Source organism: Mesorhizobium sp. Root552 (assembly GCF_001427285.1).
Lineage (GTDB): Bacteria > Pseudomonadota > Alphaproteobacteria > Rhizobiales > Rhizobiaceae > Mesorhizobium.
Genome location: NZ_LMFV01000034.1, coordinates 103,011 through 121,624, shown reverse-complemented (window position 1 = coordinate 121,624; position 18,614 = coordinate 103,011). Strand labels below are relative to the sequence as shown.

14 protein-coding genes are annotated in these 18,614 nt (G+C 63.4%); 6 read left to right on the top strand and 8 right to left on the bottom strand.

The genetic code is table 11. The features are described 5' to 3' along the window. The first annotated feature begins 5 nt into the window (after positions 1 to 5). Entirely contained in the window at positions 6 to 2,477 is a 2,472-nt protein-coding gene (locus tag ASD50_RS14040; protein WP_056242381.1) for a ComEC/Rec2 family competence protein, read from the top strand. A gap of 449 nt (positions 2,478 to 2,926) precedes the next feature. On the opposite strand, the gene lexA is transcribed toward ASD50_RS14040, so the two are convergent. The 6 genes from lexA to ASD50_RS14010 all read right to left on the bottom strand — a co-directional run bounded on the left by lexA (position 2,927) and on the right by ASD50_RS14010 (position 9,186). Continuing rightward, on the bottom strand, positions 2,927 to 3,646 hold the full coding sequence (lexA, locus tag ASD50_RS14035) for a transcriptional repressor LexA (protein ID WP_056242378.1): 720 nt from the start codon (positions 3,644 to 3,646) through the stop codon (positions 2,927 to 2,929). A gap of 116 nt (positions 3,647 to 3,762) precedes the next feature. After that, positions 3,763 to 4,968, bottom strand: coding sequence for a gephyrin-like molybdotransferase Glp (gene glp / locus ASD50_RS14030; RefSeq protein WP_056242375.1), 1,206 nt, complete (start codon positions 4,966 to 4,968; stop codon positions 3,763 to 3,765). A gap of 1 nt (position 4,969) precedes the next feature. Further along, positions 4,970 to 5,458, bottom strand: a complete 489-nt coding sequence (gene moaC, locus ASD50_RS14025) for a cyclic pyranopterin monophosphate synthase MoaC (protein ID WP_056242372.1) — start codon at positions 5,456 to 5,458, stop codon at positions 4,970 to 4,972. After that, positions 5,455 to 6,273 carry an indole-3-glycerol phosphate synthase TrpC gene (gene trpC, locus ASD50_RS14020; protein WP_056242369.1) on the bottom strand — a complete coding sequence of 273 codons (819 nt, stop codon included), beginning with the start codon at positions 6,271 to 6,273 and terminating at the stop codon, positions 5,455 to 5,457. The genes moaC and trpC overlap by 4 nt, the downstream gene beginning before the upstream one ends. A gap of 13 nt (positions 6,274 to 6,286) precedes the next feature. Further along, positions 6,287 to 7,297, bottom strand: coding sequence for an anthranilate phosphoribosyltransferase (gene trpD, locus ASD50_RS14015; protein ID WP_056242366.1), 1,011 nt, complete (start codon positions 7,295 to 7,297; stop codon positions 6,287 to 6,289). Then, a complete protein-coding gene (locus tag ASD50_RS14010; RefSeq protein ID WP_056242589.1) occupies positions 7,294 to 9,186 on the bottom strand; it encodes a SurA N-terminal domain-containing protein in 1,893 nt (630 codons plus the stop codon). The genes trpD and ASD50_RS14010 overlap by 4 nt, the downstream gene beginning before the upstream one ends. 122 nt (positions 9,187 to 9,308) lie before the next feature. Between ASD50_RS14010 and tpiA the strand changes: the two genes are divergently transcribed. The 4 genes from tpiA to ASD50_RS13990 all read left to right on the top strand — a co-directional run bounded on the left by tpiA (position 9,309) and on the right by ASD50_RS13990 (position 13,824). Further along, complete coding sequence (gene tpiA, locus ASD50_RS14005; protein WP_056242587.1) at positions 9,309 to 10,073, top strand: triose-phosphate isomerase; 765 nt, start codon at positions 9,309 to 9,311, stop codon at positions 10,071 to 10,073. Positions 10,074 to 10,259: 186 nt separating this feature from the next. Next, on the top strand, positions 10,260 to 10,727 hold the full coding sequence (gene secG / locus ASD50_RS14000; RefSeq protein WP_056242363.1) for a preprotein translocase subunit SecG: 468 nt from the start codon (positions 10,260 to 10,262) through the stop codon (positions 10,725 to 10,727). Positions 10,728 to 10,946: 219 nt separating this feature from the next. Continuing rightward, positions 10,947 to 12,059 (top strand): L,D-transpeptidase, encoded by a 1,113-nt coding sequence (locus ASD50_RS13995; protein ID WP_056242360.1) that lies wholly within the window; start codon positions 10,947 to 10,949, stop codon positions 12,057 to 12,059. A 136-nt stretch (positions 12,060 to 12,195) separates the two neighbouring features. Continuing rightward, positions 12,196 to 13,824 (top strand): CTP synthase, encoded by a 1,629-nt coding sequence (locus ASD50_RS13990; protein ID WP_056242583.1) that lies wholly within the window; start codon positions 12,196 to 12,198, stop codon positions 13,822 to 13,824. A 202-nt stretch (positions 13,825 to 14,026) separates the two neighbouring features. Here the strand turns inward: ASD50_RS13990 and ASD50_RS13985 are convergent, their stop codons facing one another. Beyond that, the gene (locus tag ASD50_RS13985; protein WP_056242356.1) at positions 14,027 to 15,469 is read right to left on the bottom strand and encodes a DEAD/DEAH box helicase; all 1,443 of its coding nucleotides are present in this window, start codon (positions 15,467 to 15,469) and stop codon (positions 14,027 to 14,029) included. 408 nt (positions 15,470 to 15,877) lie between these two features. On the opposite strand from ASD50_RS13985, the gene ASD50_RS13980 reads away from it, so the two are divergent. Further along, the gene (locus tag ASD50_RS13980) at positions 15,878 to 17,410 is read left to right on the top strand and encodes an acyl-CoA carboxylase subunit beta (protein WP_056242354.1); all 1,533 of its coding nucleotides are present in this window, start codon (positions 15,878 to 15,880) and stop codon (positions 17,408 to 17,410) included. Positions 17,411 to 17,706: 296 nt separating this feature from the next. On the opposite strand, the gene ASD50_RS13975 is transcribed toward ASD50_RS13980, so the two are convergent. Continuing rightward, a complete protein-coding gene (locus ASD50_RS13975) occupies positions 17,707 to 18,549 on the bottom strand; it encodes an SDR family NAD(P)-dependent oxidoreductase (protein ID WP_056242350.1) in 843 nt (280 codons plus the stop codon). Positions 18,550 to 18,614 lie beyond the last annotated feature (65 nt).

Sequence of the window (18,614 nt, the reverse complement as noted above, 5' to 3'; positions counted from 1 at the left end):
ACCCGATGGCTGGATCAGCTCGGGGCGAGAAAGACGTTGCAAGTGCATTGAGTGGGGTCAGTGAGCGCTCGTTTTTTGCCTCGCATCCGCCCGCCCAGCTTCCCTCAATTTCCGTTGAACGCCTTCCAGGCGTGGCTGAGTCGGGCAAAGGCCTGCCTGATCGGGCGGCGGTCGAACCGGGCATGGAGCGCCGCAGTGACTGGCGGTTTTGGCGAATGCGCAGGCTCTCGCTGGCTGAACTGCGGGTGGAGACGGCCAAAGCGATAGCGACCGAACTGGACAGAGGCGCGGCCTTCCTGCTGGTGCCGGTGTTTCTCGCGGTTGGCGTGATCGTCTATTTCACGCTGGAGACGGAGCCGGACTGGTTGCCGCTGCTTGCGGCGGCGGGCGCGGTTGCGGCATTGGCCTGGAGCGTGCGCGCCCGGCATACGGCCCTGCTCGGCGCTGTGGCGCTGCTGCTTTGCAGCGTGGGCATGATTGCCGGGAAGGTCGAAACGTGGCGGGCGGACACGCATATGCTGGGCTCCGAGGTCACCACGCGGCTGACGGGCAGGGTGGTTTCGATAGACGACATGGCCAATGGGCGCACGCGGCTGACCGTCGATGTCGTCTCTACCGAACGGCCCGCGCTGCGATACCAGCCGGAACGGGTGCGCCTGACCGCGCGCAAGGCGCCACCCGGATTGATGGCGGGCTCGACGGTCACGGGGCTGGTGCGGCTGTTGCCGCCGACCGGGCCGGTGCGACCGGGCAGCTACGACTATTCGTTCGAAAGCTACTTCGACGGCGTGGGCGGCAGCGGCTTTTTCCTGTCTGGCCTGGAGGTGAGTGCCGATGCGCCGATGCCGCCGGGAGCGCGGATAGCGACGGCGATAGAGAGGGCGCGCGATGCCATCGCCGACCATGTGCGCGGAACCGTGGGAGGGCCGGAAGGCGAGATCGCGGCAGCACTGATCGTAGGCGTTCGGGCCGGAATTCCCGAGGCGATCAACGAGGCGATGCGCAAGATCGGCATCTATCACATCATATCGATTTCAGGGCTGCACATGGCGCTGGTGGCGGGCACGGTGATGAGTCTGATGCGCGGCGGGTTCGCGCTTTTTCCCGATTTTTCGTCACGGCGGTCCACCAAGAAGTACGCGGCGGCGGCGGCGCTGTTTGCGATTGCCGCCTATCTGCTGATCTCGGGGATGGTGGTTGCGGCGGAGCGCAGCTTCATCATGCTGGCGGTTATGTTGACGGCGGTGCTGTTCGACCGCGCGGCGCTGACCATGCGCAACCTCGCCATCTCGGCAATCGTTGTCATTGCGCTGTCGCCGCACGAAGTGGTCGGACCGAGCTTCCAGCTTTCGTTTGCGGCAACGGCGGCGCTGGTCGGCGCCTATGCCGGCTGGGCCGACTACCGCGCTTCACGGCCAGCTGCAGCCGCCATCCGGCGGCGATCTTTGCCGGGCGCGTTGATGAACCGGTTTGCGATGATGATGGTGGCACTGGCGGCGACTTCGATTATCGCCGGCAGTGCCACGACGCTGTTTGCCATGTGGCATTTCCAGCGCGTCGCGCCGCTCAGCCTGTTCGCCAACCTCGCCGTGATGCCGATCGTGTCGATCGTTGTCATGCCGTTTGCCGTGTTCGCCGCGCTTTTCATGCCGTTCGGCCTCGATGGCCCGTTCCTTTACGTGATGGGCAAGGGGCTGTCAGCGATGATCGGCATGTCGGAATGGATCGCAGCACTTTCGCCACTCGATGCCGTCGGGCTGGTTTCCGCGTCGTCGGTCGTGATGGTCACGATTGCGCTGGTGATCGCAACTATCACCACGACATGGCTGAGGCTCGCCGCAATCCCCCTGGCGGCTGTGGGGCTGTTGATGGTGACGCAGGTGCGCACGCCCGACGTGCTGATCTCGGAGGACGCGCGGCTGGTGGCCGTGCCGATCGGCGGGGAGCGGCTCGCGGTCAACCGCTCCCGCCCGAACGCGTTCACCATCGACAACTGGCGACGGGCGCTCGATGCGGAAACGGTCGTCAAACCCGATATCGGGCGCGATCAGACGCTTGTTTCGACGGCTGATGCGCCGGGACCGACCGAGTTCCGGTGCGCGAACGACCTTTGCCTGGTGACGCACGTTTCGGGAAAAGTGGTTGCGCAGGCCGATTCCGCGGCTGCGGCAAAGCCTGCCTGCACTTTGGCGACCGTGATCGTCATCGACGACGCCACGGCTTCCGATCCCTGCCGCCTGCCGTCGGTAAGGGTGATCACCAAGCGGCAGTTGGCGAGAACGGGCAGTGCTGCCGTTTTCCTTGGCGACCAACCGGACGGTGCGCGGGCGCAGGTGCGCTTTGCCGTGGAGGCGGATTACCGTCCGTGGCATGTCCAGCGCCGGTTTTCGCGTGGAGCACGGGGGCTTGGCCCTTATGAGAAAAAGGATCGCAAGCCCACGGACGGGCCGAAGCCGGAACAGTCCGCAGGAGACTAGCGGTCTTTAAGCAAAGCCGCGTCTAGTCCGTTTCAACATGGGTTTTGGATGGCTTCCTCTCTCCGCGAAGAACTCCGAACAGATGCTCTGGCTGGCCGTGCATCGTGTCGTAGCTGCGCTGACACCAAGGGCATCGAACTGCGGCGCGTGGGCGGGGTCCTGCGCATGAGTGACAGAACCGAGGGGCAGACATCGGAAACTCCTTCCACCCCGGTCAAGTCTTGGGGCGCGTTAAATCGTGACAGTGAATTTGGCTTGGAAGCCACCTGCCAATTTCATAATGAATGTCACGAAATTGTGGCGCTAGGCCTTTGTCTCAAAAGACAAAATGCCTCATTGCCAAATGCCGCTGGCAACGGTCGCGCAAAGAAGAGAGGATTAGCGGAAACTGCGGGCAAATCGACCGGGCATCTCAATGCCCGGCCTCACATGGGACGAATTTCTTCGTCTCAATAGCGCCTGATCAAGCCAACCAGCTTGCCCTGCACCTTGACCCGGTCCGGGCCAAAAATGCGGGTTTCGTAGGCCGGGTTGGCTGCCTCAAGGGCGATTGACGCCCCTTTGCGGCGAAAACGCTTCAAAGTGGCTTCCTCTTCGTCCACCAAGGCAACGATGATTTCGCCCGGCGTCGCCGAATTGGCATTGCGGATGATGACCGTATCGCCGTCGAATATGCCGGCTTCGATCATCGAATCGCCCTTGACCTCCAGTGCGTAGTGCTCGCCGCCCGAAATCATGTCCGGCGGCACCGAGATCGAATGGGTCTTGTGCTGGATGGCGTCGATGGGAACGCCCGCAGCGATGCGGCCCATGACCGGAATGGAAACCGCCGCTGCCGCATCGTCGTCATTGCTGGCCGATTGCAGCCGGGAGGGTTCCTTGACCGGGCGTCCGAGGCTGCCCTGGATGACGCTCGGAGAGAATTTTCTCGCCGCATTGAGGCCCGGCGCAATTGAATCCGGCAGGCGCAACACTTCAAGCGCGCGAGCCCGGTTCGGCAGCCGGCGGATGAAACCACGCTCCTCAAGGGCTGTGATCAGCCGATGGATGCCTGACTTGGAAGCAAGGTCGAGCGCCTCCTTCATTTCGTCGAAAGAGGGCGGAATTCCGCTTTCCTTCAATCTCTCGTGGATGAAGAGGAGAAGTTCATGTTGCTTGCGCGTCAGCATTGCGGCCCCCGGTCGCGGTGGAATCCAGAATCGGAAAACAAACCCGGAACAAACACTATCTGTTCCAGTTGTGTTCCGCAACCGTTTAAAGTTTAATGAACGCGTTGACGATTTGTTCAGGCTAGCGTGAGGATACGGCAGGGAGCGCCGGCTTCGGCTGCCGGCGCAAAAGGCAGGCGTTCGATGAGGCAACCTGCCCTCGTCATGGTGCGCAGCATCGAAGAATCCTGAACGTTGAACGGCGTTGCGACCAGCGCGCTGCCTTGCGTGCTGAGGGTGGCGCGGACGTAATCCTGGCGCAGATCGTTTGCCGCCATCGGCGCGCCGAGCAGTGCGTCGCCCATATTCTGGCGAAAGGGGCGGCCGCCGAGGCGCGCAAGCAGAGGTTTCAGGAAAAGCTGGGAACATACCAGGCTGGCGACGGGATTTCCGGGCAGGCCGATGCAGCGGATATTTCCAAGACGCCCGAACATGAACGGCTTGCCGGGACGCATGGCGATTTTCCAGAAATCAAGTTTCATGCCTTCGCCGGTGAGAACGCCGTGCACGAGGTCGTGGTCGCCTACGGATGCGCCGCCCATCGTCACGATGACATCGGCGTTGGCCGCAACAGCCTGCCTTACCAGCGAGGCTATCGCTTCCTTGCGGTCGGCTGCGATGCCGAGGTCGAGCGCGCGTGCGCCGACCGCCCGTGCCGATCCCATGACGCCATAGGCGTTCGACGAAATGATCTGACCGGGCCCCGGCTCGCTGCCCGGGACGCGCAGCTCGTCGCCGGTGGCTATGATGGCGACGAGCGGTTGCCGCACCACATCGAGGTGCGACCGATTTGCAGATGCTGCGAGCGACAAGGCGCTGGCGCCAAGCAGATGGCCTTGATCGAGCAAGGTGTCGCCGGCTTCGAAATCGAGTCCGGCGCGCCTGACATTTGCGCCGGCGCGGGTCGGTTCGGCAAGTTCGATCATATCGCCGCCCAGAACGGCGACGTTTTCCTGGATGACGACGGTATCGGCCCCGTCAGGCAAGGGTGCGCCGGTGAAAATGCGGGCCGCTTCGCCGCTTCCGACCGAGCCTGCGAGATTGTGGCCGGCAGCTATTTCTCCGACAACCTTCAGCCGGGCGAGCGCTTTTTCCGCATCGGCACCGCGCACCGCATATCCGTCCATTGCCGAGGCGGCGAAAGGCGGCTGGGTGCGCAAGGCGACCACCGGCCCGGCGAGCACCCTGTCATAGGCATCAGCCAGTGCGACGCTTTCGGATGGCAGCGGCTCAACATCGTCGAGCAAACGCTTGAGGGCCTGGTCGACGGGCAGCAGCGCCATGTCACGCCTCCGATTTGTAGTCGCCTGACTTGCCGCCGGTCTTTTCCACCAACCGGACGCCGGAAATGACCATGCCGCGATCCACGGCCTTGGCCATGTCGTAGATGGTCAGGCAGGCGACGGACGCGGCCGTCAGCGCTTCCATCTCGACGCCGGTCTTGCCGGTGACGCGCGCCAGTGCGGTGACTTTCAGGCCGGGCAAGGCGTGGTCCGGCTCGATGTCGACCGAGACCTTGGTGAGCAGGAGCGGGTGGCAGAGCGGGATCAATTCATGCGCCTTCTTGGCCGCCATGATGCCGGCGATGCGCGCCGTGCCAAGCACATCGCCCTTCCTGGCATTGCCGGCAAGGATCATCGCCAGCGTATCGGCCTGCATGGCGACGGAGCCCTCGGCAATCGCCGTGCGCACCGTTTCGGCCTTGTCGCCGACATCGACCATATGCGCCTCGCCGGACGCGCCGATATGGGTAAGCCTGGGCCCGGCGCTCATAGCCTGACCGCTTCCGCCGGGGCAGGCAGACCGAGCAGCGTGCGCGTCGCACCGGCAACGTCGTCCTGCCGCATCAGGCTTTCCCCGACGAGGAAAGTACCGATGCCGCAGTTGGCGAGCCGCCTGCAATCCGCATTGGTGAAGATGCCGCTCTCCCCCACCAGCAGCCTGCCGGCGGGAACCATGGGAGCAAGCCGCTCGGAGGTTTCCAGCGTGGTCGCGAAGGTGCGCAGATTGCGGTTGTTGATGCCGATGAGCCGCGAGGAGAGTTTCAGCGCGCGTTCCATTTCCGGCTCGTCGTGGACTTCGACCAGTGCATCCATGCCAAGCGAGAATGCGGTCTCTTCCAGTTCGCGCGCCAAAGCGTCGTCGACGCTTGCCATGATGATGAGGATGGCGTCGGCACCCCAGGCTCGCGCTTCATAGACCTGGTAGGGATCGAACAGGAAATCCTTGCGCAAGGCGGGCAGGGCCACCGCGTTGCGGGCGCCGGCCAGATATTCAGGTGCGCCCTGAAACGAGGGTGCGTCGGTCAGCACGGACAGGCAAGCCGCGCCACCTTCGGCATAGGCTTTCGCAAGCGCCGGAGGATCGAAATCGGCGCGGATCAGGCCCTTGGAGGGGCTGGCCTTCTTGATTTCGGCGATCAGCGCGTATCGGCCGGCGGCGGTCTTTGCTTCAAGCGCTGCGAGAAAGCCTCGGGGATCGGCTTCGTCGCGGGCGCGCGCCTTCAGTTCGGCAAGCGGCATGCGCGCCTTGGCGGCGGCGATCTCGTCGCGCTTGTAGGCTTCGATCTTGCGCAGGATATCAGCCATCCAGGTTCTGACCCTAACCGTTGGAAACCTTGACGAGCTTGTCCAGAACCTGCAGCGCGCGGCCGCTGTCGATGGCTTCGGCAGCCTTGGCAACGCCGTCGCCAAGCGTCGTGACCTTGCCCGCGACGACCAGTCCGGCCCCGGCGTTCATCAATACGGTGTCGCGGTAGGCTCCGGGCGCGCCGGCAAGCATGTCGCGCAGCGCCTTGGCATTGTAAGCGGCATCGCCGCCGCGCAACGCTTCCTTGGTGTGCCGCTTCAAGCCGACGCTTTCTGGCGTGAGCGTGAAGGAGCGGATCTCGCCGCCGACCAGTTCCGCCACTTCGGTTTCGCCGGTCGTGGTGATTTCGTCGTAGCCGTCGCCGTGGGCGACCCATGCGTGCTCCGCGCCGAGCTTCTTGAGCGCTTCCGCCACGGGCACGACCCATTCGGGCGAGAATACGCCGACCATCTGGCGCTTGACGCCGGCCGGGTTGGACAGCGGCCCGAGCAGGTTGAAGATGGTGCGCGTGCCGAGTTCGACGCGCGTCGGCCCGACATGCTTCATGGCTGGATGGTGGGCGGGAGCGAACATGAAGCCGACGCCGCTTTGCTCGATGCAGCGGGCAATGACTTCCGGGGTGACGTCGATCTTGATGCCGAGGCCCATCAGCACGTCCGCCGCGCCGGTCTGCGAGGAGAGGCCGCGATTGCCGTGCTTGGCGACCGGCACGCCGGAGGCGGCGATGACGAAGGCGGAGGCGCTGGAGATGTTGACGCTGTGCGAGCCGTCGCCGCCGGTGCCGACGATGTCGATGGCATTTGCGGGAGCCTCAACGCGCAACATCTTGTCGCGCATGGTGGCGACCGCGCCGGAAATCTCGCTCACCGTTTCGCCGCGCACGCGCAGCGCCATCAGGAAGCCGCCGATCTGGCCGGGCGTCGCGTCGCCGGACATGATGATGTCGAAAGCTTCGCGCGCTTCCTCGAACGTGAGCGCGTCGCCCGCGGCGACCTTGGCGATATGAGGCTTCAGGCCGTTCATCTGGCGAGCGCCTGCGAAATCGCGACCTGATCGACCTCGACGCTGTACTGCGTCTGCAACTGGGCGACGAGCTGGTCGAGCAGGTCGTCGCTCATGCCGGAGGCAAACGCCTTGCGGGTGTCTTCCTCGATGGAGCTTGCCTCTGCGCCTGCCGGCTCGAACACCTGCACGACCTTGAACAGGATCTGGCCGTCGCCGGTGGGCGAGGGCACGACGCCCGTGCCGCCTTCGGCAACGCCGAACATGGCGGCTGCGCCTTCCTTGCCGAAATCGGCGTCGTCGGCGGCACGCTTCAGGCCGCGCTTAGTCTGCTTTTCAAGCGAGATTTCGGTGGCGATGGCGTCGAGGTCGGTGCCGGCCTTGAGGCGCTGCTCGAACTCGGTTGCCTTGGCGCCGAGCCGCTTGGCGGTTTCCGCAGCGGTCCAGTCGGCGGTGGCCCTGGCGCGCACTTCTTCCAGCGTGCGGTCGCGGGCAGGGATGGTGCCGTTGACTTCATAGAACAGGTAGCCGTTGTCCTTCGTGGTCAGGCTTTCGTTCTCGACGCCGGTTTCGGCATCGAAGGCGGCCCTGATCAGGTCGGCCGATTCCGGCAGGTCCTTGACCACGGCGCCGTCCGGCGCCTGGCCGGCGCGGTCGATCGCTTCCACGGTCACGACCTTGAGCTTCTGCTTCGACGCGGCTTCTTCCATGCTGTCGCCGCCGGCGCGGGCGTCTTCATAGGCGTCATGGGCATCGAGAAGTACGCGGCTGGCTTCGCCAATGGCGATATCCTTGCGGATCTGCTCGGAAACCTCGGAGAGCGGCTTCACCACTTCAGGGTTGATCTCGCTTACGCGCAGCAGGACGGGGCCGAAAGCGCCCTTCACGACCTGGCTGACCTGGTTGAGGCCGAGCGCAAAGGCTGCCTCAGCGACGGCCTGGTCGCCGATCTTGTCCCTGGAAAGCGTGCCGAGCAGCATATCGGCCTCGGTCTTGCCCTCGGAGGCAGCGATCTTGTCGAAGGTCGCGCCGGTATTGAGGGAATCGTGCGCTGCCTTGGCCGCGTCCTCCGACTTGAAGACGAGCTGCTCGATCTTTCGCGTCTCGGGCGTCGTATAGCGCTCCTTGTTCCTGGCGTAATCCTCCTCGACCTGCTGGTCGGTCACGGAGGTCAGGTCCATGATGTCTTCAGGCTCGAGGCGGATATAGGAGAACTTGCGGTATTCCGGTGCGGCGTAGGTCTTCTTGTTTTCTTCGAAGTAGGTCGAAAGATCGGTGTCGGAGGGGGTCGGGATCGGTTCGACAAGCGACTTCGGCAGCACAAGATAGTCGACGGTGCGGTCTTCGCCCTGATAGAGCGCGACCGCCTTGAGGAAGGTGTCCGGCGCCTTCAAGCCATCGGAGACGGCCTCGACGATCTGCTGGCGCTTGGCGACCTGCGAGCGATTGAGGAGGTAGTCGTCGGGACGCATGCCGATCTGGCGCAGCACGTAGTCGAAGGTCTGGCGGTCGAACTGGCCGCCCGGTCCCTGGAATGCCGGGTCCTCGCGGGTCAGCGCGGCAAGCCTGTCCTTGGAGATGCCGAGGCCCATCTTTCGTGCCTGCTCGTCCAGCAATGCGCCTGAAACCAGTTGCGTCAGCACCTGGTTGCCAAGGCCAAAGGCGTTTGCCTGCTCCTGCGTCAGCCGCTGGCCGAACTGCTGCGACATGAGGTTGACCTGGCGGTCGTAGGCGAGGCGGTAGTCGTTGACCGAGACGGTGGTCCCGCCCACCGTGACGACGGACTCGTGGCCGCCGATGACGCCCGAAATCTGACCGGAGATACCCCAGACAGCGAAGCTCAGCACCAGGATAAGAAGGAGAGCCTTGGAGACCCAGGTGTTCGCTGCATTTCTTAAGCTAGTGAGCATGATCACGTCCGGTTTCAGCTGTTGGAAGGGCAATAGCGTCCTTCTCCGCCAGTGTCGATTGCTTTGTGGTTTGATTTTGGTACTGAGTGTGCGCATCACGGATCCGTCGGAGAATGAACGCCATGACGCCAGGAATTCGCCCGCTTGTGGCCGGCAACTGGAAAATGAACGGCACCAGCGCCTCGCTCAATGAGCTGAGGATGATCGGCAACGGCTTCATGGGTGGACTGGACGCGCAGACGGAGGCGCTGATCTGCGTGCCAGCGACGCTGCTGACGCGCGCTGCCGAAATCCTCTCGCGGACCCCGGTTCATACCGGCGCGGAAGATTGCCATGCCAAGGAGAGCGGCGCACATACCGGCGACATCTCTGCCGAAATGATCAAGGACGCGGGCGCCAGCCATGTGATCGTCGGCCACTCCGAACGCCGCACCGATCATGGAGAGGACGACGCCACCGTGCAGGCAAAGGCGGTTGCTGCCTGGCGCGCCGGCCTTGTCGCCGTCATCTGCATCGGCGAGACGCACGCCGAGCGCGAGGCTGGAGCCACGCTTGACGTGCTTTCACGCCAGATCGAGGGATCGGTGCCGATGGGTGCGACGGCGGCCAATACCGTTGTTGCCTACGAGCCTGTGTGGGCAATCGGCACCGGGCTGACGCCGACAGCAGACGATGTTGCCAAGGCGCATGCCCATATCCGCGCAAGGCTGGGCGACAGGTTGGGCGCGATCGCGGACGGCGTGCGCATTCTCTATGGCGGTTCGGTCAAGCCTTCGAACGCGGTCGAGCTTCTCGGTGTAAACAATGTCGACGGAGCGCTTGTTGGCGGGGCCAGCCTGAAGGCTGCCGATTTTCTCGGCATCGCCGAAGCTTACAACCAGATGTGATCGACATTTCCGGAGGCGCGGCGCGGGCTGCGTCACAATAGTGTGTCGGCGCTGCCGATGCTTGCAAAGCAGGGATGGGGCACCATATTCCGGGCGCGGGCTTGGAAATGCCATCAAAGCATTGTATTGAGCCGCCTCCAAAGAGCAGCCGCATCGTAAGGCTGACAGGCATTGCCAAGGTAGATTATGGAAACCGTACTCATTGTCGTCCACCTGATGATCGTGCTCGCCCTTGTCGGCGTGGTGCTGGTGCAGCGCTCCGAAGGTGGCGGCCTCGATATCGGCGGCGGTTCGGGCTTCATGACGGCGCGCGGTGCGGCCAACGCCCTGACGCGTGCGACGGCTATCCTAGCGGCGGCGTTCTTCGCGACCTCGCTGCTGCTTTCGATCCTTGCCCGCTATGGCGACAAGCCAACCGACATTCTGGACAGCGCTCCCGCCACGCAAGGCACCACTCAAGGCAATGGCGTTCTCGACCAGCTTCCGGGCACGACCGCTCCGGCAGCGCCGTCCTCCACGAACGGCGCGGCGACCACGGCTCCCGCCGAGGCGCCGGCCAGCGGCGCCACCACTGCGCCGGCAACTGATTCGGCCACCACGCCTGCTCCGGCAGAGCCGGCCCAGCCGATGGCGCCGCAGGTTCCCAACCACTAATCGTACTTCGTATTTGTATTAGGTTTGCGGCAACTGTTGTTCTTTGAACACAGTTGCCGCAAATGCGTTCAGGGGTGGGCAATCGCCAAGCCGGGCGGCTTCGTGCCGCTTGAGAAAACCTGTTTTCTTCGCCTATAGCTTGGCTGCGGTGGATGTGGTGCCTGCGGGGTGCCGAGCAGGGCCGTGGGCAACAAGCTTTTCTGTGATCGGATTTTCGCCATGCAGCTTCGCAGCTTCATTTTAGCTGGCCTGTGCGCCGCATTTTGCATTGGGGCTCCCGCCTATGCAGCGTCGCCGGCTTCCACCGCGGCAGCACCTGCCGTAGCAACGACCGACGTCGTTACCGTCGCGGCCAAGAGCCCGACTGCGGAACTGCGCACGCTGAAGAAGAAAAAGAAGCCGACCGACGAGGACCTGGCGCGGATCAAGGAACTCGAAGCCAAGATCAAGGCCGACCAGGCTGCCGCCAAGGTGAAGGCGCTCGAAGCGAAGAAGCAGGCGATGCGCGATACGGCCAAGGCAAAGGCCGAGGCTTCGCGGCAAGCCTTCCTCGACAAGAAGGGCCAGAAGCCGGCTGCCAAGGTTGCCGAAGCCAAGCCGGCAAAGCAGATCAAGCCTGTCGAGCCGGCCGAACCGATCCAGCAGGTGGAAGAACCCATCCCGGCCGAGGCGATGAATGTTGCGCTCACTGGCAACAATGGCGAGCTGCGCAGCGAGCCGAAGCCGGGCGAGAAGCGGGTGAGAAGCAGCGGCGGCCTGTTTGCCGGCCTGTTCGGCGGCACAACGTCGTCGATGAGCATGCTGCCGGAAACACGTGCCCTGGATTCGGTGCTGCGCCAGCAGCAGGCCAAGAAGCAGTTCAAGGTGAAATCCGAATTCGAGCCGCAAGAAGTGAACTTCACCGGCTACAAGGCCGGCACCATCGTCATCGATACGAACGAGCGTCGTCTCTATCTGGTGGAATCCGCTTTCACCGCCCGTCGCTATGCGATTGCGGTTGGCCGCGAGGGCTTGCAGTTCAAGGGCATGACCACCGTCGGCGACAAGCAGGAATGGCCGCGCTGGATCCCCACCAAGGAGATGCAGGAGCGCGAGCCCAAGAAGTACGGCCAGTACAAGGACGGCATGGCAGGCGGACCCGAGAACCCGTTGGGTGCTCGTGCCATCTATCTCTACGAGGGCAAGAAGGACACGCACCTGCGCATCCACGGCACAAACCAGCCGCAGAGCATCGGAACGAGCGCCTCGAACGGCTGCTTCCGCATGATCAACGATCACGTGATGGATCTTTACCGACGCGTGAAAATGGGTACCCAGGTCGTTATTCTCTGACGCCCTGCCAGAACGACACAAAGGGCCGGCGGCCAGCCGGCCCTTTTGTTTTGAGCAAAGTCTTGGCCGGGAAAAACCACGCGCGGCGGTTTTTCCACTGGCGGAATCAGTCCAGCCGCGCTAAGCGATGGTTCCCATGGCGCGATATGTATTCATCACCGGCGGCGTGGTCTCCTCACTTGGAAAAGGCATTGCATCGGCAGCTCTAGGAGCTCTGTTGCAGGCGCGCGGCTATCGCGTGCGCCTCAAGAAGCTGGACCCGTACCTCAATGTAGATCCCGGCACGATGTCGCCGTACCAGCACGGCGAAGTGTTCGTGACCGACGACGGGGCGGAGACCGATCTCGACCTTGGCCACTACGAGCGCTTCACGGGACGTTCGGCAAACAGCCACGACAACATCACCACCGGCCGCATCTACAAGAACATCATCGAGAAGGAACGCCGCGGCGACTATCTCGGCGCGACGGTCCAGGTGATCCCGCACGTAACCGACGAAATCAAGAACTTCATTGTCGACGGCAATGAGGAGTACGACTTCGTGCTGTGCGAAATCGGCGGCACGGCGGGCGACATCGAGGCGATGCCGTTCCTCGAAGCGATCCGCCAGCTTGGCAACGACCTGCCGCGCAACAACGCGGTTTATGTGCATCTGACCTTGATGCCCTACATTCCGACCGCCGGCGAGTTGAAGACCAAGCCGACGCAGCATTCCGTCAAGGAGTTGCGCGGCATCGGCATCGCGCCGGACATCCTGCTTGTGCGCGCCGACCGGCCTATCCCGAAGGAAGAACGCCGCAAGCTTTCGCTGTTCTGCAATGTGCGCGAGTCGGCCGTGATCCAGGCGCTGGATGTGGGCCACATCTACGACGTGCCGATGGCCTACCATAAGGAAGGGCTCGATTCCGAAGTGCTGGCGGCATTCGGCATCGACCCGGCGCCCAAGCCGCGCATGGAGCCTTGGCAGGGCGTGTCGGAGCGCATCCACAATCCGGAAGGCGAGGTCACCATCGCCATCGTCGGCAAGTATACCGGCCTCAAGGACGCGTACAAATCGCTGATCGAGGCGCTCTCGCACGGCGGCCTCGCCAATCGCGTGAAGGTGAAGCTCGACTGGATCGAAAGCGAAATCTTCGAGAAGGAAGACCCGTCGCCGTGGCTGGAAAAGGTGCACGGTATCCTGGTGCCCGGCGGCTTCGGCGAGCGCGGTTCGGAAGGCAAGATCATGGCCGCGAAGTTCGCGCGCGAGCGCAAGGTGCCGTATTTCGGCATCTGCTTCGGCATGCAGATGGCGTGCATAGAAGCGGCTCGATCGCTGGCCGGTGTGGAGCACGCCTCATCGACTGAGTTCGGCCCGACCAAGGAGCCGGTCGTCGGCCTGATGACGGAATGGCTGAAGGGCAACATGCTGGAAAAGCGTAGGGAAACCGGCGACCTTGGCGGCACGATGCGCCTTGGGGCTTATGACGCTCGCCTGGCACCGGACTCCAAGATCGCGGCGATCTACGGCGGCAGCGAGATTTCCGAGCGCCACCGCCACCGCTATGAGGTCAACATCGACTACAAGCAGCGGCTGGAGGATTGCGGGCTGGTGTTCGCCGGCATGTCGCCGGATGGCGTGCTGCCGGAAACGGTCGAGTATCCCGACCATCCGTGGTTCATCGGGGTGCAGTATCACCCTGAACTGAAGAGCCGTCCGCTTGAGCCGCATCCGCTGTTTGCCTCGTTCATCGAGGCGGCGGTAGAGCAGAGCCGGCTGGTCTAGGCACATTCAGGTGAGGGTGGCCTGCGAATGCCGGGCGCCTGCGCGTCCGGTGCTCATGTACCTTCAGTACGTGTACCTTTGGTACCTTGGGCTCCGGTTCTTGGCAGCCGCCATTTTCGACTCACCCTGACCTGAATCCCAGCGCATCTATGTACTGACAGGTGAACGGAGCTGCTGCGAGCTCCGTTCGTTTTTCCTGTCGTCAGGCTGCGCGTGCGGCTGGCCGCTTGCCGCCGAAACGGCGCTTGTTGTTGCCCTTGAACGGCTTTGCGCCTTCGGGCTTGCGTTCGCCGTTCGGCTTGCCGGCAAAGGGCTTGTCGCCGAACGACCTCGTTCCCGCGGGCTTGCCGCCGAAACGCTTCTTCTTGCCGAAGCCATTGTTAGGCTTGCCGCCTTCGTGCTGGCGTGCCTCGCGCGGGCCGTTGCGGTCGTTGGCGGGCTGGAAATCACCATCGGTGCGCGGCTGATGCGGGGCGGGCTGCGGGTCCGGGCTATCCAGATGGTCCGCTATCACCGGCAGCTTGGTGCGGATGATGCGCTCGACCTGGCGAAGCTTGGCGTTCTCCGAAGGATCGACCAGCGTGACGGCCACGCCGTCCTGGCCGTTGCGGCCAGTGCGGCCAATGCGGTGGACGTAGCTCTCGGCTTCGTCGGGCAGGTCGAAATTGACGACATGGCTGATACCGGGCACGTCGATGCCGCGCGCGGCGATGTCGGTGGCAACGAGGATGCGAACCGAGCCGGCGCGGAACTCGTTGAGGGCCTTCTGGCGCGCGTTCTGCGACTTGTTGCCGTGGATGACGGCGGCGTTGAAGCCGTCGCGCTCCAGATCACGCACGACGCGGTCGGCGCCATGCTTGGTGCGGGCGAACACGATGACCGAGCGCATTTTTTCGTCAGCCAGCATCTTCGACAGGACCTGGCGCTTCTGCTTGGTGCGGGCAAAGACGACGCCCTGCACGATCTCGGCAGCGGCGGTGCTTTGCGGGGCGACCTCGACCCGAACCGGGTTCTTGAGAAGGCCCTTTGCAAGGTCGGCGATCTCATCGGGCATGGTGGCGGAGAACAGGGCCGTCTGGCGGTCCGGCGCGGTTGCCTTGGCGATGCGCTTGACGTCGTTGATGAAGCCCATGTCGAGCATGCGGTCGCCTTCGTCGAGCACCAGCCATTTGGTGTCGGCGAGGTTGAGGTCGCCTTCGCGGACCAGATCGGTGAGACGGCCGGGGGTTGCCACCAGAACGTCGACGCCGGGTCCGATCTTCTTGACCTGGCTGAAACGGGATACGCCGCCGAGAACCAGCGCGGTGGAAACATGCGCGCCCTTGGCGAGCAGCTTGATGGTGTCCTCGATCTGGACGGCGAGTTCGCGCGTCGGGGCGAGGATGAGCGCGCGCGCCGTCTTCGGGCGGCGCTTGGTGCCGAGCGCGATGATCCTGGAGAGGATCGGCAGGGCAAAGGCCGCGGTCTTGCCGGAGCCGGTCTGGGCGATGCCGAGGATGTCGCGGCCTTCGAGCTGGGCGGGAATGGCCTGTTCCTGAATCGGCTTCGGTTCGGTGAAGCCGGCGCCGTGGGTGGCCTTCAAAAGCTGGCCGGAAATTCCGAGTTTGGCGAAGCCGGTAAGCTCCGCAGTGGTTTCAATGGTCAAAATAATCTTCTTTCACGCGGCGCATTGGCCGCAAAGGGTTTGGCGACAGGGCGCAACCTGCCGTCGGTATAATCTTCGTGGAACGACAAGGCGGCGGACGTGACCGTCCGCGCGGCTGCGCTGTCGTGCCCGCAAGCGTTGTCTCGCGGGGCTTTTCGCCGCTTCGCCGAAAGCCGGAAAAGGGAGAAACAGACGCAACCAGTCTCATTCGAGGAGAGAGCCAGCGTATCCGGCCCAAGCGCCTATGGTTGCGCATATGGAGGAGTTCGCCCTGAAAAGCAAGGGCTTTCATGTTGCGGTGCAACAAAATCGGGTGGCAAACGGTGCCGATACTCTACCAAAGCCAAGCTTGCGCTCAGGCGAACGCACCGATACCAACACGGCAGGTTTGCCGAAGGGAGTGCCGCGATGAAGGATGTGCTGAAGGAACTTGAACGCCGCCGCGAGACAGCACGGGCCGGCGGCGGACCGGCACGCATCGAGGCGCAGCACAAGAAGGGCAAGCTTACGGCGCGCGAGCGCATCGAGATTTTTCTCGACGAAGGATCGTTCGAGGAGTTCGACATGTATGTCGAACATCGCTCCACCGATTTCGGCATGGAGAAGTCGAAGATTGCCGGCGATGGCGTGGTGACGGGCTGGGGCACGATCAACGGCCGCCCGGTCTATCTGTTCGCCAAGGATTTTACCGTGTTCGGCGGCTCGCTTTCCGAGGCGCACGCCGAAAAGGTGGTGAAGGTGCAGGAAATGGCGCTGCGCAACCGCGCGCCGATCATCGGGCTTTACGATGCGGGCGGGGCGCGCATCCAGGAGGGCGTGGCCGCACTTGGCGGTTATGCGGAAATCTTCCAGCGCAACGTGCTGGCTTCCGGCGTCATTCCGCAGATTTCGGTGATCATGGGACCCTGCGCGGGCGGCGATGTGTACTCACCGGCGATGACCGATTTCATCTTCATGGTGCGCGACACCTCCTACATGTTCGTGACAGGGCCGGACGTGGTAAAGACCGTGACCAACGAGACGGTGACGGCGGAGGAACTTGGCGGCGCATCGGTGCACACCACTAAGTCCTCCATCGCCGACGACGCCTATGACAACGACGTCGAGGCGCTGTTGCAGATGCGCCGGCTGATCGACCTTTTGCCGGCGTCGAACACAGCCGAAACGCCGGAGATCGAATGCTTCCAGTCGGTGACGGAGCATGACCTGTCGCTGGACCGGCTTATCCCGGACAACGCGAACAAGCCTTACGACATCAAGGAACTGATCCTGAAGACGATCGACGAGGGCGACTTCTTCGAGATCCAGCCGAGCTTCGCCAAGAACATCGTCACCGGCTTCGGGCGGGTGGAAGGCCGTACGGTCGGCTTCGTCGCCAACCAGCCGATGGTGCTGGCGGGCGTGCTGGATTCGGACGCCAGCCGCAAGGCGGCGCGGTTCGTCCGCTTCTGCGACTGCTTCAACATTCCGATCGTGACCTTCGTCGACGTGCCGGGCTTCCTGCCGGGTACGGCGCAGGAATATGGCGGTCTCATCAAGCATGGCGCGAAGCTTCTGTTCGCCTATGCCGAGGCAACGGTGCCGAAGATCACCGTCATTACGCGCAAGGCCTATGGCGGGGCCTATGACGTTATGGCCTCGAAGCATCTGCGCGGCGACATGAACTATGCATGGCCCACGGCGCAGATCGCGGTGATGGGAGCCAAGGGCGCGGTCGAGATCATCTACCGCAAGGATATTGGCGATGCCGACAAGATCGCGGCGCATACTGCGGCCTATGAGGACCGCTTCCTGTCGCCGTTCGTCGCGGCCGAGCGCGGCTATGTGGACGAGGTGATCATGCCGCACTCGACCCGCCGGCGCGTGGCGCGGGCGCTGAGGATGCTGCGCAACAAGGATCTGACTAATCCCTGGAAGAAGCACGACAACATTCCGCTATAGATTCAGGTGATCGCGGCCTGCGAACGGCACCTTCCTGCGCTTCCGGTGCTCGTGTACTTTTGTGTACACTGCGCTCCGGTTCTCGGACGGCACCCTTCTCGGCTCGCGCTGACCTGAATCCGGCGATCTCCAGAAGTTGTCGCGGCCTGCGAACGGCACCTTCCTGCGCTTCCGGTGCTCGTGTACTTTTGTGTACACTGCGCTCCGGTTCCCGGACGGCACCCTTCTCGGCTCGCGCTGACCTGAATCCCAGCGCACTCCAGAAGTGGTCGCGGCCTGCGAGCGGCACCGATCCGCTAACGATCGGCAGTTTCGGTCCTTTTGCGAGGGGCTTTGCGGCCGAAGCTCAGTGGCCGCGATTTCCAGCCTGTCAGCGTGGAAATCAGCCAGTGGCGCACTGGCTGCGGCATGATGCTGGCAAATTTCAACCCCCATACCAGCCTGCGCGGGAAGGCAATCTCGAAGCCGCCGGAGTTGATGCCCTTGAACAGGCGACGCGCCGCTTCTCCCGCAGGCATCATGGCGGGCAGCGAGGGAGCGGTCTGCTTGAGCAGCGGCGTATCGACAAAGCCTGGATTGGCGACCTGGATACGAATGTTGATCTTGTCGAAATCGTATTTCAACGCCTGCGCCATGACATTGAGCGATGCCTTGGAAGCGCCGTAAGCAGCGGTGGTGGGCCAGCCGAACCACGCACTGATCGAGCCGACGAGGAGCACATGGCCTTTTCCGCGCGCCTGCATGGATCGCACCGTGGGAACAAGGCCGTTGACCACACCCAGCACATTCACCTCGAAGGTGCGGCGGAACTTGCGCACCGACATGTTTTCGCCAGCCATCGGGATGTAGGCACCTGCGTTGAAGACGGCGAGCGCGATAGGGCCGACGCGGCCCTCGATCGCAGCAATTGTATCGGCCATGCGGATTTCGTCGGAAACGTCGCAAGGGAAGGAGACGATCTTGCCCGGCAGCGAAGCCGCCTCCGCTATCAACATGTCGATGGGGTCGCCTTCGCGCGCAGTGACCGCGACGGTGTAGCCTGCGCTGGCGAGTTCCTTGGCGAGAGCCCTGCCTATTCCCGAACTGCCGCCGGTAATCCAGGCGACGCCGTCCTGGGGGCTGGCCCGATAAAGTTTCATTCAAGTTCCCGTTGCTTGCTGGGCGAAGGTCTAAACAGCCGAATGTGGAAAGGGAAGGGCGAGGT